We start from the raw sequence: 13985 nt of genomic DNA, 5'->3' as shown, positions 1-13985 counted from the left end.
TCGGCGGCGGAGCCGTCCCGTGTCGGCGTCGTTGATAGGTTTGCTAACAAATGACAGAAATGATATGTTTCATTTCGAAGCGCAACCGTACCACCGGCTGCATTCGAGGTGGTCAACAATGGCGCTCCCACGACCGGCGAGTTCGTGCTCACGGTGGAGCTCCCGGGTTCGATCCCGAGGAGATCACGGCCTCGTGGGACAACGGCGTGCTCAACATCGCCGGCGAACACGAGGACCCGAACCGTGACGTGCGCCGGACCTACCACCGTCGGTCCGCTTCCCGAAGACGGTCGACGAGGACGCCATCGAGGCGACCTACGAGAACGGCATCCTCACCGTCCGTCTGCCGGTCGTCGTCGACGCCGCGGTGACCGGCACCGAAATCGAGATCGAGAGCTGATCGGTCGGCCGAACGTCGGCGCCCGTCGCGACCGGCCGGTCCGCCGGACCGACCCAGTACGTCTTTTTACTCGCGCCACCGACCGTGAGGGCATGGACCGCGACGAGTTCGCCGCCAGCATCGACCACACCGTGCTCGGCCCGGAGACGACGTGGGGCGACGTCGAGACCGTGCTCGACGAGGCCGCCGATCACGGGATGAACGCCTGTATCCCCCCCTGTTATCTCCCCGAGACCGCCGAGTACGGGAACGCACCGGAGACGATCGCGACCGTCGTCGGCTTCCCGCACGGTCAGCACGCGCCCGGGACGAAGCGCGACGAGGCGGTCGCCGCGTGGGACGCCTGCGCCGACGAGATCGACCTCGTGATCAACGTCGGGCGGCTCAAGGCGGGCGAGGACGACGCCGTCGCCGCCGAGATATCGGACGTGGTCGCCGCGGTGCCGGTCCCGGTGAAGGTGATCATCGAGACCGCGCTCCTGACCGACGAAGAGAAACGCCGCGCCTGCGAGGCCGCCGTCGACGCCGACGCCGACATGGTGAAGACCTCCACGGGATTCGCCGACGGCGGCGCCACCGTCTCCGACGTGGAACTGATGAGCGAGTACCTGCCCGTGAAGGCCTCCGGCGGCGTCGGCTCCTACGACGAGGCGACCGCCATGCTCGAGGCCGGCGCGGTGCGGATCGGCGCGTCCTCCGGCGTCGCCATCGTCGACGGCCACCCAGAGAGCGCGGAGTAGGTCGTCGGACGACGGCGCCCGCTCGTCGCCGCCGACGGCGAGGTCGCCGGAGCCGGCGGGGTCGCCGGAACCGGCGGGGTCGCCGGAGCCGCGTGCGTTCCCTCGACGTGAGAACGCCGTTGTACCAATTTATACTCTGAGCGCCTACTGTGACGTATGAGCCACTCGGTCGAACCCGAATCGCACGGTATAGACCTGGACGCGGCGTTCAAGGCGTTCGGCGCGGTAGGCATCCTCATCGCCCTCGTTCTCATCGTCGGCGTGCTCGCGTTGACCGACCCGTTCGGCGAGCTCGTTACGACCTCACCGGCGGTGTTCGGAAGCCTGCTGTCCGCTGGCCTGCTCGCCGCCGTCGGCTACGCGGCGTACGCGCTGCGCCGCCGCTGAGCGAACGCGACTGACACCCGAAGCACGGCAGAAACGTCTACGGCAGAACCCGATCAGCTCGACGCGGTCGCCGAGCCGCTCTCCGATCGCTCGTACTTCTCTTCGAACTCCTGAATCAGCTGGCCCATCTTCGCGTACCAGTCGTTGAGCATGCGCTGCATCTCGTCGGTGATCTTCTCGGGATCGGTCGGCGAGTAGACGTGGTAGTAGCCGCCCTGATCGTAGTTGATCTGCTCTTTGGTGATGAACCCGGTCTGGAGCAGCCGCTGGACCGCCCGGTAGGCCGTCGAGCGCTCGCGGTCGACCGCATCGGCGATCGCGTCGATGGTCATGGCCTCCTCGCTCTCGACGAGCACGCTGAAGCACTCGCGATCGAGCGGCTTGAGCCCGTGAAAACACTCGAGTAGTCCCTCACACTCCATGTCGCTCTGGAGCTGTTCTGACAGAGAATCCGGCATGATGTTGTCTCTACGTACGATACGTTCCGTCAAAAGACTTGTGTGTAAATGACACAATTGTATGGTCCCCGCTACCAGAGCGCCCGAACAGTCGCCGGGGGGTATAACCGGGCGGCGATCGAACCGGCGGCCATGAGCGACGAGGCGATCGAGGCCGCGGTCGACCGGTTCCTCGACGAGACCGAGTCCACGCTGGACAGCTACGATCAGGGGTACGCGGACGCCGACGCGACGATCTCGGTGCTCCGGACACACATCGATGAGCTGGCGGCCGCGGTCGAGGAGGAGGGGTAGCCGTGTGCGGAGCGGCGCCCGCTTAGGGTCCCGCGCCGATCAGCTCCCGTACGCGAGCGACGTGCTCGCCGAAGGCGGGGTCGCCGCGCTCGCGGGGCCGCGAGACGTCGACGTCGACGATCTCGTCGACCCGTCCCGGCTCGGCCGCCATCACCACGATCCGATCGGCCAGCGTCACCGCCTCTGTCACGTCGTGGGTGACGAACAGGACGGTCTTGCCGGTCGACCCCCACACGTCGAGCAGCTCGCGCTGTAACATCTCTCGGGTCTGCGCGTCGACCGCGCCGAACGGCTCGTCCATCAGGAGCAGCTCCGGGTCGACCGCGAGCGACCGCGCGATGGCGACGCGCTGTTTCATGCCGCCGGAGAGCGACTTCGGGTACGAGTCGCGGAACTCGGTGAGGCCGACGAGGTCCAGCATCTCGTCGATCCGCCGCTCCCGTTCCGCCTCGCTCCGGTCGGTCCGCTCCAGGCCGAACCCGACGTTCTCCTCGACGGTGAGCCACGGGAACAGGTGGTACTCCTGGAACACGACCCCCATGTCCGTCGTCGGCCCGGTGACGGGCGTGCCGGCGACCCGGACCGCTCCGTCCGTGGCCTCCGTGAGCCCGGCGATGATCCGGAACAGCGTCGTCTTCCCGCAGCCGGACGGGCCGACGAGACAGACGAACTCCCCCTCGTCGACCGCGAACGACGCGTCGTCGAGCGCCCGAACCGGACTCCCGCCGTCGTCGTACGTCTTGCCGACCCCGTCGACGGCGACGCTGGCATCCGCCGCCGCTCCGGACCCGTCCGCCCCCGTCTCCGGCCCGGGGCCTCGGTTCACGCCTGCCATGCTAACACCCGTCGTTGGACCGCGCGAAACGCCACGTCGACGAGGAGGTACATCAGGCTCAACACGAAGATGTACGCGATCGCCCGGTCGACGCGGAGGTTGTTGCTCGCGCGCAGGATCTCGCGGCCGACCCCCGGCACGGAGAAGATCTCGGCGGCGATGACGAGCATCCAGCACCGACCGAGCCCGGTGCGGATCCCGGTCATGATCCCCGGCAGCGACGCCGGGAGGACGACGGACCGGACCATGTCGAGATCGCCGCGCACGCCCAGCGTCCGCCCCACGTCGATCAGGTCGTCGGAGACCTCCTCGACCGCGCCGTAGCTCGCGTAGAAGTTGATCCAGAACCCGCCGACGGCGATGATGAACGCCGCCCCGGCGTGGTTGAGCCCGAACCACGCGATCGCGAACCCGATCAGCGCCAGCGGCGGCACGGGTCGGAGCAGCCGAATCAGCGGGGCCGTCACGTCGTCGAGCAGGCCGCTCCACGCGAAGGCGACGCCGGCGGCCACGCCGAGCCCCGTACCGGCGATCGTGCCGGGGACCCAGTGGCGGACGCTCGACGCCAGCGCCGCGGGCATCGTCCCCGAGGCGAACTGCCCGCGGAACTCGGCCGCGACCGCGACCGGCGACGGCAACACGATCGCCGGCTGCGTGAGCGAGACGAGGTGCCAGAGCGCGACGAAGCCGGCCAACCCCGCGATGCCGCGGAGCAGCCGCTGCGGATCGCCGATGCCGACATCGGCCCGCAACCCGCTCCCGTCGAACTCCCCTCCGGTGTCGGTGGCCATCAGAGCGAGTCGTAAACCTCGAAGTCGAAGATCTGGTCGTTGCTGAGCTGTTCGTCGATCTGGCCGTTGCTCGCCGCGAACTCCGAGAACACCGGCGTCGCCTCGCTGATGGAGGCGGGGTCGGTGACGAAGTTCGACAGCGGCGAGTCGAGGGCCGTCCGCGCGCGGTCCGCCGGCATCCCGATCCCCGACTCGACGTGTTGTGCCGTCGCGTCAGGGCTCTCGCCGATGAACTCGGTGGCCCGGGCGTGCTGTTCGAGGAACTGCCCCGCGAGCGGGGAGTCGCGGACCGCGTCGCTCATCAGCGTGACCGCGGCCGGCTGTCCCGGCAGAATCTCGGCGGCCGTCCGGAGCATCGTGACCGACGAGCCCTCCTCTCGAGCGATCGTCGGCACCGGCTCCATGATCGAGGTCCCGTCGATGTCGCCGCCGTTGATCGCCTGCCACACCGCGTTGGCGCCGTTTATCTCGCGGATCTCGATGCTGTCGTTCGCCTCGGGGTCGACGCCGGTCTCGCGGAGCCAGTAGCGGAGCAGCACGTCGGGGACGCTCCCCTGCGGGAACGTCCCGAACCGGAAGGGGCGCCCCTGCTCCTCCTCCCAGACCCCGAACGCGTCCGCGCCGTGCTCCTCGAAGGTGTCGTGGAACGAGGAGTCGGCCATGACCCCCATCGGCTCGCGGATGTTCGCCGCGGTCACCTGTGCGGGGATGTCGTTGTCGATGACGATCATCGCCGGCACGATCCCGAACATGGCGATGTCGATGTCGCCGCCGCTGAACGCCTGCACGATCGCCGGGCCGTCGGTGAACTCCCGACCGTCGATTTCGGCGTCGATCTCGGAGAAATACCCCTCGCCCTCCATCACGTACCACTGCAGGTCGGGATAGATCGGCATATGCGCGACCGTCAGTTCGTCGAGGCCGCCGTCGTCGCCGCCGAGGCAGCCGGCGAGGCCGACCGTGGCCGCGCCGCCCGCGGCCGCGAGGAACGACCGCCGCGAGGCTCCCGCGTTTCGCTCGTACATACCCACTACAGTGGCCACGCGTGGAATACCTCCGCGCCACCAGCAACCGGGGCGGATACCAGTGACGGCCGATATCCTCCTAAAAGCGTCTTTTTCCGCTTTTCAATCGCTGATACGCCGGTATCGTTCAAACCAAACGTCAGCGATTAACGCAATACTTGCAGAGCGGTCGCCGTCCACCGCCGACCCGCCGTCGTTTATGAGTGCGCACACCAACACGCGCGTATGGTCTCGGAGCTATTCGACCCCGACGCGTGGGAGCCGGTCACCGACGAGTTCGACGACATCACCTATCACCGCGGCGTCGACGTGCCGGTCGTCCGGATCGCGTTCGACCGCCCGGCGGTCCGGAACGCGTTCCGCCCCGGAACCGTCGACGAGCTGTACGCCGCGCTCGACCACGCGCGCAAGCAGGCGGACGTGGGCTGCGTGCTCCTCACGGGCAACGGCCCCTCGGAAAAAGACGGCGGCTGGGCGTTCTGCTCGGGCGGCGACCAGTCGGTGCGCGGCGGCTCCGGCTACGAGTACCGCGACGACGACGAGGCGGGCGACGAGGACGACCCGCTCGTGAAGGAGGCGCGCGCCGGTCGGCTCCACATCCTCGAGGTCCAGCGGCTGATCCGGTTCATGCCCAAACCCGTCGTGGCGGTCGTGCCGGGGTGGGCGGTCGGCGGCGGCCACTCGCTGCACGTGGTCTGCGACCTCACGCTCGCCAGCGAGGAGCACGGGAAGTTCCTCCAGACCGACCCCGACGTGGGCTCCTTCGACGGCGGGTTCGGATCGGCGTACCTCGCGAAGCAGATCGGCCAGAAGAAGGCCCGCGAGGTGTTCTTCCGCGGGAAGACCTACTCCGCCGAGGAGGCCGAAGAGATGGGGATGGTGAACGAGGCGATCCCCCACGAGGAGCTGGAGGCGGTGGCGATCGAGTGGGCCGACGAGATGACGAAGAAGTCGCCGACGGCGATGCGGATGCTGAAGTACGCGTTCAACATGACCGACGACGGCATGGTCGGCCAGCAGGTGTTCGCGGGCGAGGCGACCCGCCTGGCGTACATGACCGAGGAGGCGCAGGAGGGGCGCGACGCGTTCTTGGAGAAGCGCGAGCCGGGGTTCCGCGACTACCCCTGGCACTACTGAGGGCCGATCCCGCCTCGGCGGGTCGGTCGCGCGACTACCCGTGCGTGTACCCGCGGTCGGGGAGCGGGTCGCCGTCGGCCGTCACGCCGCCGTCGACGACGCGCCCCACGCGGGTCAGCCCGCCCGGACACGCCTCGCGGGCGCGCTCGACCGCCGCCTCGGGGACGGCGCAGACGAGTTCGAAGTCCTCGCCGAAGTGTGCGGCCAGCTCGAAGCGCTCGTCGGCCTCCGCGACCTCGTCGACGGCGGGGTGAACCGGGACCCGATCGCGGTCGAGCTCGAACCCGACCTCGCTCGCCTCCGCGAGCTGGTGGAGCGAGCGCGCGAGCCCGTCGGAGGAGTCCATCATCGCGGTCGCGCTGCCCGCGAGCGCCACTCCGTCGGCGACCCGGGGCGTGAACCGGAACAGGTCGTTGGCGCGCTCGACCGCCTCGTCGCTGTCGCTGTGAAATAACCGGAGCGCCGCCGCGGACCGCCCCCACTCGCCGGTGACACAGAGCGCGTCGCCGGGGCGCGCGCCCGACCGCGTGACGACGCCCGCGTCGGTGGCGTCGCCGACCGCGGTCGAGGCCGCGGTGAACTCGTCGTGGGTGTCGAGGTCGCCCCCGACGTACTCGGCGTCGACCGCCTCGCAGACGTCGACCGCGCCCGCGATGAAGCGGTCGAGTCGATCGTCGTCGAAGGCGGCGTCGGCGTACACCGCGACCGCGGCGGTCGCCGTCGCCCCCATCGCCGCCACGTCCGAGAGGGACGCGCCGACGGCGCGCCAGCCGGCGGTGTACCGCGTCGTTCCGGGCGGGAAGTCCGTCCGCTCGTGGAGCATGTCGGTCGTGATCACGGTGTCGCCCACGACCGCGGCGTCGTCGCCCGCGTGCGGGAGGTCGGCCGCGAGCGCCCGGAGCGCGTCTCGCTCGTTCACGATACCGTTGGATCGTGGGGGAACGGATTAGAAGGGATCGGTCCGGAGGAAGCGATCCGCGCCCCCGATCGGCGCCGATCTTGTGGCCCGTTACCAAGAAACATTTAAACGGATAATACACATTAACGTATATTATCATTATCAATCATTATGTTTATTACCAACCTCCCTCTCCTACCGAGTGCAATGACAGTATCCGTACGCGGACACGCAGCACCCCGACCCGCCGACAGCACGATCACCAGACGACCGCCGCAACCGCCCACACGACCCGATGACGACACCTAACGACACCACGCCCACCGACGAACCGACGAGTCAGACGACCCGATCGACCGACCGAACGTCGACCGACCGATCGACACCGGATCGGACGACGACCGATCCGACGAACGCCGACACTTCTCCCCGGACGATCCCCGGGCGCACGCCGACCACCGAGGAGGCGGGTGCCCCCATCGTCCCGACGACACGCCCGTCGACCGGGGGGCCGACTGCGACCGACACCGCTCGACGCCCGAGCCCCCCGCCGACAGAGGGCGAGCGGGACGCCCCGCTGGTCCCCGACCTGCGACCGGCTCGCCGCACGCGAACCGACGGGGGGTCGCGATGAGCGCCGTCCCCATGGCCGGGACCGGGCGCGGACCGCGACCGGACCCGACCACGTTCACGCGGCGCGCGGCCACCACGTTCGACGAGACGACCACCCAGTACACCGACGACGCGACGACGGAGTGACATCAATGCATCCCAACGAACTCGACGACGACGTCTTCACCAGAGATATCGACAACCCGGCCGGCCGCCAGCTCCGCGAGCTGTTCGAGGAGCAGGACTACACGTTCGCGCCCGGGATTTACCACGCGCTCGACGCCCGACTCGCGGAGATGGCCGGCCTCGACGCCGCCTACATGAGCGGGTACTCGACCGTCCTCGGCCAGTTCGGCTTCCCCGACCTGGAGATGGTCACGATGAGCGAGATGGTCGAGAACGCCAAGCGCATGGTCGAGGCGACGAACCTCCCCGTCATCGCCGACTGCGACACCGGCTACGGCGGCGTCCACAACGTCCGGCGCGCGGTCCGCGAGTACGAGAAGGCCGGCGTCGCGGCGATCCACATCGAGGACCAGACCTCCCCGAAGCGCTGCGGCCACATCGCGGGCAAGCAGATCGTCTCCCGCGAACAGGCGCGCTCCCGGTTCGAGGCGGCCGTCGACGCCAAGCAGAGCGAGGACACCGTCATCATCGCCCGCACCGACGCGTACGGCTCCGCGAACGGCGACTGGGAGGAGCACCTCGAACGCGGCCGGATCTACGCCGACGCCGGCGTCGACCTCGTCTGGCCCGAGATGCCCGACCCGTCGCGCGAGGACGCGATCGAGTACGCCGAGACGATCCACGAGACCCATCCCGATCTGGATCTCGCCTTCAACTACTCCTCCTCGTTCGAGTGGGGCGCGGAGGAGGACCCGCTCACCTTCCAGGAGCTCGGCGACCTGGGCTACCAGTACATCTTCATCACGCTGTACGGGCTCCACTCGGGCGCCCACGCGGCCTACGAGGACTTCGAGAACATCGCGCAGAACGACGAGGAGGCGCAGTTCGACCTCGAGGAGCGCTACATCGGCCACGAGACCGAGAGCCACCACGAGCTCTCCTTCGTCCCGCGCTACCAGGACATCGAGGCCGAGTTCGATCCCGAGGCGCGCGAGCGACAGGAAGAGTCCGCCGGCTTCACCGAAGACGAGAACGACCCGATCACGGCCGAGAGCACCGACGACGACTGACCGCGCCGGCCGACGATCGACCGAGCGCGCGCGCCGCCGGTCGCGTCACCGGTCCGGAATCGCCTCCTGTTTTTTCAGCTCCGCGATGTCGCCGTCGCCGTAGCCGTGCTCCCGGAGCACCGTCTCCGTGTGCTCGCCGAGCGAGGGCGGGTGTTGGCGGACCGTCGTCGGCGTCCGCGAGAAGTGCATCGGCGAGCCCGGCACCTGCATCGGCCCGGCGGTCGGGTGGTCGAACTCGGCGACCATGTCCCGCGCGGCCAGCTGGGGGTCGTCGAAGACGTCGGCCATGTCGCGGACGGGGCTCGCGGGGACGCCGTGCTCGCCGAGCCGGTCGAGGGCCTCCTGGGTCGTGAGCTCCGCGAACGACTCCTCGAGCGCGGGGTCCAGCGCGTCCCGGTTGCGGACGCGCTTCTCGTTGGTCTCGAACCGCTCGTCCGCCAGCAGGTCGGGGCGGTCGAGCGCCTCGCAGAGCCGCGGCCAGAACGCGTCGGACGCGCAGGCGACGACGACGTAGCCGTCGCGGGTCTCGAACGCTTGGTAGGGGGCGATGTTCGGGTGTTTGCTCCCCATCCGCCCCGGCGGCTCGCCGCTCGCGAAGTAGTTCGCCGCCATATAGCTGGTCCACGCGGCCTGCCCGTCGAGTAAGCTCACGTCGATCTTCTGTCCCGTTCCGTCGCCGAGCTCGCGCTCCAACAGGGCCGCGAGGATCGCCTGCGTCGCGTACATCCCGGCGCCGATGTCGGCGAGCGCGACCCCGATCCTGACCGGCGCGCCGCCCTCGACGCCCGTGATCGACATGAACCCCCCACGGGCCTGCATCACGAGGTCGTACGCGGGCTCGTCGCGGTCCGGTCCCCACTCGCCGTATCCGGAGAGCCCGCAGTAGACCAGCTCGGGGTTCTCCTCGGCGAGGTCGGGGTAGTCGAGCCCCCACTCGGCCATCTTCCCGACCCGGAAGTTCTCGACGACCACGTCGGCCTCGCGGGCGAGGTCCCGGAACACCTCCCGCCCGGTCTCGTTCGCGAGGTTCAGCTCGACGGAGCGTCTGTTGCGGTTGACGCTGGCGTAGTAGGCGCTCTGGGCGTCGTCGCCCTCGCCGAAGGCCGGCGGGCGCCACGTCCGCGTCTGGTCGCCCTCGCCCGGTCGCTCGATCTTGATCACGTCGGCGCCGAGGTCGCCGAGCTGCATCGTACAGAACGGCCCCACCAACACCCGCGAGGCGTCGAGCACCGTGACCCCGTCGAGCGGTCCCGTGTCGCCGTCGGGGTCGCGCGCCTCACCGACCACGCGGCATCACCCCCGTCGGACCCCCACAGGTCGGCGCGGCGGTCGCTCGTCGAGTCGGTCCAGTGGTCGCTCGTCGGTGCGCTCCCGCGTCGGGCCGGCGGGCCGATCCCGCGTCGGGCCCTCCTATCGCGTCCATGCCTCCGACTCGAGCGGACGGGTTATGAGCCTCCCGGCAGAGCGCGGGCGCCCGCGAGCCGCACCACCCGAGGCGTCGACCGCTTCGCAGACCAGCCGGGGCGCCGACCGGGTCGCAGGCGCGACGGGGCCTCGGCTCTCGGGGAGGCGACGGATGCGTGTGCAAGAACGTCGAAAAGGCTCTACGAAGCGGTCGACGGCGAGTCAGGCCGGCAGCGTGTCGATCCCGTCGACCTCGATGTAGCCGTACCCGCACTCGGGACAGCGCCACTTCGTCTTCTCACCGAGGTGGATCGTCATCGCCGCGGTCCGGTAGAACGACTGGGTCTCTCCGCACGAGGGACAGTCCACGTCCTTTTCGAGCGCCATACGCCCGCATCCGTCCGGCGCGGTTTTGAAGGTACTGATTCGACGGCCGGCAGAGGGTGATCAGGCCTTTCGATCATCGCTTCGCCGGCCTTGCCGACCGCCTCCACCTCGTCGCATTCCGCGAGTCCGAGCCGGTCTGCGGTCGACCGGTAATCGACCGCCGGCCGTCGCGCCGCGTCGGCGTTACTGCGTCTCGTCGACGTGCCGGACCTCGCTGGCGACGCCGCGCGTCGACTCGACCATCTCCGGGCCGGACATCTCCGCGCGGCCCACCGCGAACGCGTTCGGTCCCTCGATAACGACCTCGTCGCCGACGCGGATGTCGTCGTCCGCGTCGACGACGCCGGGGGCCAAGACGGAGCCGTGCGGGACGAACGGGTCGATCTCGACCCGCTTGGTGGGGGCGTCGCTCTCGACCCACCGACGCGCGCCGGCAAGGGTGAAGGAGAGCGTGCCGTACTGCGGCACCATCGTCGCGAGCTGTTCGCCCGGCTCGCCCTCCCGACCGGCGTCGGGGTCGTCGCCCCACACCTGGAGCTTGGGGTAGCGACCGGTGGTCCGGATGTCGGCCTCGCCGCCGTATCGATCGCCCTCGGCGCTCGCGCCGCTCGCGCCGCGCCCGCCGAACAGGTCGTCGCCGGCGCCGTCGCCGAGCAGGTAGTCCGCGAGCGCCCGGACCGTGTTGTGCTCGCGCTCGCGCTTGCTGTAGGCGGGCTCGCCCTGCAGGGCCGCGTTCAGCTCGCCGAGCGACTCGTCGCTCGTCGGGTGGCCGACGCAGGTGTACTCGAAGGGCGCGTCGACGTCGGGGTCCCGCTCGACGCGCTCGCAGATCTCGCGGTAGCCGTGGTCGGGGACGTGCGCGATCACCCGCGAGTAGTCGTTGCGCCGCAGGTACCGCCGGAGCACCTCGGCGACGAACTCGATCTCGTCTTCGCTCCAGTCGCCGGTGACGACCGCGTCGTAGTGCTGGGCCGGGTAGGTCGTCTCCAGCTCCTGGGGCACCACGCCGATCGGCGAGGTCATCGAGACGGTGTGGCCGCGCCACTGGATCGCGTCGTGGAACTGCCGGTGGCTCTGGGAGTCGCTGTACGGCTTGGTGGCCGAGCAGGGGACCAACACGAGCGGCTGGTCGGCGAAGCGGTTCCGGTACCGGCTCGTCACGCGGTCGGCGAACCGCCGGATCTCGACGCGGTCGAGCGTCTCCGCGGTCGCCGCCGTCACCTCGGCGTCGCGCATGAGCGGGGTCCGCTCTTCGAGGTACCCCCACTGGTCGTCGAACTCGCGGAACGCGGCCGTGAGCCACTGTTCGTGACGGGTCTGGCCCTCGATGTAGTCGCGGAGGCGGCCGGCCCGGATGCGCTCGCGCACGCGCCGCAGCTCGGCGCGGAGCGCGTTGACGTTGTGCTCGGCGCAGTCCGCGCGCGTGAACTCCGCGCGGGGTTGCGCGCAGGCCGGACAGGCGCACGGCAGCTCGTCGAGGTCCTCGAGGAAATGCTCCGCGTCGGCGGTGCAGTACATCCCCTGCGTCCCCTTCGTCCGCGCCAACGTCGCGTCGACGAGGTCGACGCCGGCGTACGCCAGGAGCGCGACGTTCCGCGGCGTGGCGACGCCCGAAAGCGTGAGCGCGGTGTCGGCCGGCAGGGACTCCTTCGCCGCGACGAGCGCGTCGCGGAACGCCTCGCCGTGGCCGACGAAGCCGGCGGCGTCGGCGAGGACGTACGCGTCGGCGCCCACCTCGCGGGCGCTCTCGCTGTCGACGACCGCGGCCGAGGGGTAGTCGACGTCCGGGTGGTCGACCGCGAACGACTCGCGGACCTCCTCGCGGGTGCCCGCGGGGAACGCGCGGTGCGGCAGGACGGTGAGCGACGACTCGTCGCCGTCGGGGACCTCGCGGCTCTCGGCCCAGAGGCTGCCCGCGTCCCTGAGGAACGGATCCGCGAGCGCCGGCGTCGCCACCGGCTCTGCGAGTCGGAGCTCGCCGAGCCGGGCGGCGCCGTCGCGCTCGTGGACCTCGAAGTACTCGGTCATACTCCCCCTCGCGGGGGGACGGTCAATTCTCTTGTGTTCCGCGACCGCGGGGCGGACAGCGGGGTCTCCGGCCCGCGTTCCGAGTTCCACCGGCTGATACTCGCGTGCGAAGCGTTTTATTTTGGAGCGGCGTCCGCAGAGGGAATGGCAGGACGATATGACACGCGAGACGCGGGGGAGGGACGGCTGCAAGAACTGCTGGTGACGCTCGGAGTGGTCGATCCGGACCACGTCTCCGAGGAGCCGGAGGGAGGCGTCGCCCGTGCCGCCGCCGCGCTGTTCGTCTCGCTTTCCGGGTTCGCCCTGCTGATACCGAACGTGACCCCGCTGGTCTCGGGCGCCGAACCACCGATCGGCGTCGTGCTGTCGGTGCTCGGGACCGTGCTCTCGGTGGCGCTGGTGGTCGTTGGCGGGCTCCTGTACCGGAGCACGTTCACGACGCGCAACGCGGTCCGAATCGCCGTCTGGAGCCTCTTCGGGATCATCGTGCTCGGAGCGATCATGCTCGGGGTCATCCGGTACCAGTCGCAGCTCGGGACGCCGATGGTCGCACCGACCTTCACCGTCGCGAAGGTGCTCGCGATCGGCGCGGTCGCGCACGTGATCATCGGCGTCTACGACGCCCGACGGGTCCGCGCCCAGCAGCTCGCCAAGGAACAGCGCCGGGTCTCCGTGCTGAACCGGATCATCCGACACAACCTCCGCAACGAGACGACGGTGCTCGGCGGCCACGCGTCGCTCATCGCCGAGGGCGTCGACGACCCGGAGCTCCGCGACTCGGCCGAGGCGGTGGCGAAGAGCGCCGCGGTGATCGGCGGGCTCGCGGAGGACGCGAAGCGCCTGCAGGCGGCCTTCGAGCGCCGCCCCAGCGAGCGCGGGCCGGTTCCGGTCGAGCCGCTGCTCGAAGACGCGGCCGAGGCCGCCCGCGAGGCCGGCGCCGAGACCGTCGCGGTCGACGTCGAGTCCTGCGCCGCGCTGGCCGACGACCGACTCGCGACCGCGGTCGAGGAACTCGCGACGAACGCGATCGAGCACGGCGCGACCGCGGTCGAGCTGTCGGCACGCGAAGTCGACGGCGACGTGGCGATCGCCGTCGACGACGACGGCCCCGGAATCCACGAGGCCGAGAGCCGCGTGATCACCGGCCGGGAGCCGGAGACGCAGTTGGAGCACGCCAGCGGGCTCGGGCTCTGGATCGTCCGGGCGACCGCCGACGCGTTCGACGGGTGGCTGTCGATCGAGACGACGCGGACGACCGACGACAGCGCGAGCGACGGCGACACCGGCACGACGGTGACGATGGGGATTCCGGCGGCGTAGGGAAGGGCGGGGGTTCGAAGCCGACGGCCGTCGGCGCCTCCGGGCGAATCGTCGGATGTCCGGGCGAACCGCT

The 13985-nt window shown here is 70.1% G+C and carries 16 protein-coding genes and 1 pseudogene; 9 read left to right on the top strand and 8 right to left on the bottom strand.

The annotated features are described in order from the left end of the window. Window positions 1-108: 108 nt before the first annotated feature. The 3 genes and pseudogenes from ACT4MF_RS10745 to ACT4MF_RS10735 all read left to right on the top strand — a co-directional run bounded on the left by ACT4MF_RS10745 (window position 109) and on the right by ACT4MF_RS10735 (window position 1527). Window positions 109-400 (top strand): annotated as a pseudogene (locus ACT4MF_RS10745) (Hsp20/alpha crystallin family protein). Window positions 401-492: 92 nt separating this feature from the next. Further along, a complete protein-coding gene (gene deoC / locus ACT4MF_RS10740) occupies window positions 493-1140 on the top strand; it encodes a deoxyribose-phosphate aldolase (protein ID WP_099256583.1) in 648 nt (215 codons plus the stop codon). A gap of 156 nt (window positions 1141-1296) precedes the next feature. Further along, complete coding sequence (locus ACT4MF_RS10735) at window positions 1297-1527, top strand: hypothetical protein (protein ID WP_099256582.1); 231 nt, start codon at window positions 1297-1299, stop codon at window positions 1525-1527. A gap of 53 nt (window positions 1528-1580) precedes the next feature. On the opposite strand, the gene ACT4MF_RS10730 is transcribed toward ACT4MF_RS10735, so the two are convergent. Next, the gene (locus ACT4MF_RS10730) at window positions 1581-1985 is read right to left on the bottom strand and encodes a helix-turn-helix domain-containing protein (protein WP_099256581.1); all 405 of its coding nucleotides are present in this window, start codon (window positions 1983-1985) and stop codon (window positions 1581-1583) included. Window positions 1986-2117: 132 nt separating this feature from the next. Here ACT4MF_RS10730 and ACT4MF_RS10725 point away from each other — a divergent pair, with 132 nt between their 5' ends. Further along, window positions 2118-2279: a hypothetical protein gene (locus ACT4MF_RS10725; protein ID WP_180271851.1), complete on the top strand. Its 162-nt coding sequence runs from the start codon at window positions 2118-2120 to the stop codon at window positions 2277-2279. A 22-nt stretch (window positions 2280-2301) separates the two neighbouring features. On the opposite strand, the gene ACT4MF_RS10720 is transcribed toward ACT4MF_RS10725, so the two are convergent. The 3 genes from ACT4MF_RS10720 to ACT4MF_RS10710 are packed head-to-tail and all read right to left on the bottom strand — an operon-like array spanning window position 2302 to window position 4930. Then, window positions 2302-3114: an ABC transporter ATP-binding protein gene (locus ACT4MF_RS10720; protein ID WP_099256580.1), complete on the bottom strand. Its 813-nt coding sequence runs from the start codon at window positions 3112-3114 to the stop codon at window positions 2302-2304. Then, entirely contained in the window at window positions 3102-3905 is an 804-nt protein-coding gene (locus tag ACT4MF_RS10715; RefSeq protein WP_444682609.1) for an ABC transporter permease, read from the bottom strand. Before ACT4MF_RS10715 ends, ACT4MF_RS10720 begins: the two co-directional genes overlap by 13 nt. After that, window positions 3905-4930, bottom strand: coding sequence for an ABC transporter substrate-binding protein (locus ACT4MF_RS10710; RefSeq protein ID WP_444682608.1), 1026 nt, complete (start codon window positions 4928-4930; stop codon window positions 3905-3907). The genes ACT4MF_RS10715 and ACT4MF_RS10710 overlap by 1 nt, the downstream gene beginning before the upstream one ends. 225 nt (window positions 4931-5155) lie before the next feature. On the opposite strand from ACT4MF_RS10710, the gene ACT4MF_RS10705 reads away from it, so the two are divergent. Next, window positions 5156-6067, top strand: a complete 912-nt coding sequence (locus ACT4MF_RS10705; protein ID WP_099256577.1) for a 1,4-dihydroxy-2-naphthoyl-CoA synthase — start codon at window positions 5156-5158, stop codon at window positions 6065-6067. A gap of 34 nt (window positions 6068-6101) precedes the next feature. On the opposite strand, the gene thiL is transcribed toward ACT4MF_RS10705, so the two are convergent. Beyond that, a complete protein-coding gene (thiL, locus tag ACT4MF_RS10700; RefSeq protein WP_444682607.1) occupies window positions 6102-6986 on the bottom strand; it encodes a thiamine-phosphate kinase in 885 nt (294 codons plus the stop codon). A gap of 274 nt (window positions 6987-7260) precedes the next feature. Here thiL and ACT4MF_RS10695 point away from each other — a divergent pair, with 274 nt between their 5' ends. The 3 genes from ACT4MF_RS10695 to aceA are packed head-to-tail and all read left to right on the top strand — an operon-like array spanning window position 7261 to window position 8773. Then, window positions 7261-7599 carry a hypothetical protein gene (locus ACT4MF_RS10695; RefSeq protein ID WP_099256575.1) on the top strand — a complete coding sequence of 113 codons (339 nt, stop codon included), beginning with the start codon at window positions 7261-7263 and terminating at the stop codon, window positions 7597-7599. Further along, on the top strand, window positions 7596-7724 hold the full coding sequence (locus ACT4MF_RS10690; protein ID WP_275539533.1) for a hypothetical protein: 129 nt from the start codon (window positions 7596-7598) through the stop codon (window positions 7722-7724). Before ACT4MF_RS10695 ends, ACT4MF_RS10690 begins: the two co-directional genes overlap by 4 nt. 5 nt (window positions 7725-7729) lie before the next feature. Next, entirely contained in the window at window positions 7730-8773 is a 1044-nt protein-coding gene (gene aceA, locus ACT4MF_RS10685) for an isocitrate lyase (RefSeq protein WP_099256574.1), read from the top strand. Window positions 8774-8818: 45 nt separating this feature from the next. On the opposite strand, the gene ACT4MF_RS10680 is transcribed toward aceA, so the two are convergent. From ACT4MF_RS10680 to arcS, 3 genes are all read right to left on the bottom strand, one after another. Then, the gene (locus ACT4MF_RS10680) at window positions 8819-10060 is read right to left on the bottom strand and encodes a CaiB/BaiF CoA transferase family protein (protein WP_099256573.1); all 1242 of its coding nucleotides are present in this window, start codon (window positions 10058-10060) and stop codon (window positions 8819-8821) included. 339 nt (window positions 10061-10399) lie between these two features. After that, on the bottom strand, window positions 10400-10564 hold the full coding sequence (locus ACT4MF_RS10675) for a DUF7838 family putative zinc beta-ribbon protein (RefSeq protein WP_180271849.1): 165 nt from the start codon (window positions 10562-10564) through the stop codon (window positions 10400-10402). Between the two features lie 183 nt (window positions 10565-10747). Then, complete coding sequence (arcS, locus tag ACT4MF_RS10670) at window positions 10748-12592, bottom strand: archaeosine synthase subunit alpha (RefSeq protein ID WP_444682606.1); 1845 nt, start codon at window positions 12590-12592, stop codon at window positions 10748-10750. Between the two features lie 144 nt (window positions 12593-12736). Here arcS and ACT4MF_RS10665 point away from each other — a divergent pair, with 144 nt between their 5' ends. Beyond that, window positions 12737-13912 (top strand): sensor histidine kinase, encoded by a 1176-nt coding sequence (locus tag ACT4MF_RS10665; protein WP_444682605.1) that lies wholly within the window; start codon window positions 12737-12739, stop codon window positions 13910-13912. The last annotated feature ends 73 nt before the right edge of the window (window positions 13913-13985 follow it).

It is taken from the genome of Halorubrum sp. FL23 (genome assembly GCF_052439115.2).
Taxonomy (GTDB): Archaea; Halobacteriota; Halobacteria; order Halobacteriales; family Haloferacaceae; genus Halorubrum; species Halorubrum persicum.
Note: the sequence above shows the minus strand (reverse complement) of the source record. Positions and strands in the feature narration are given on the sequence as shown.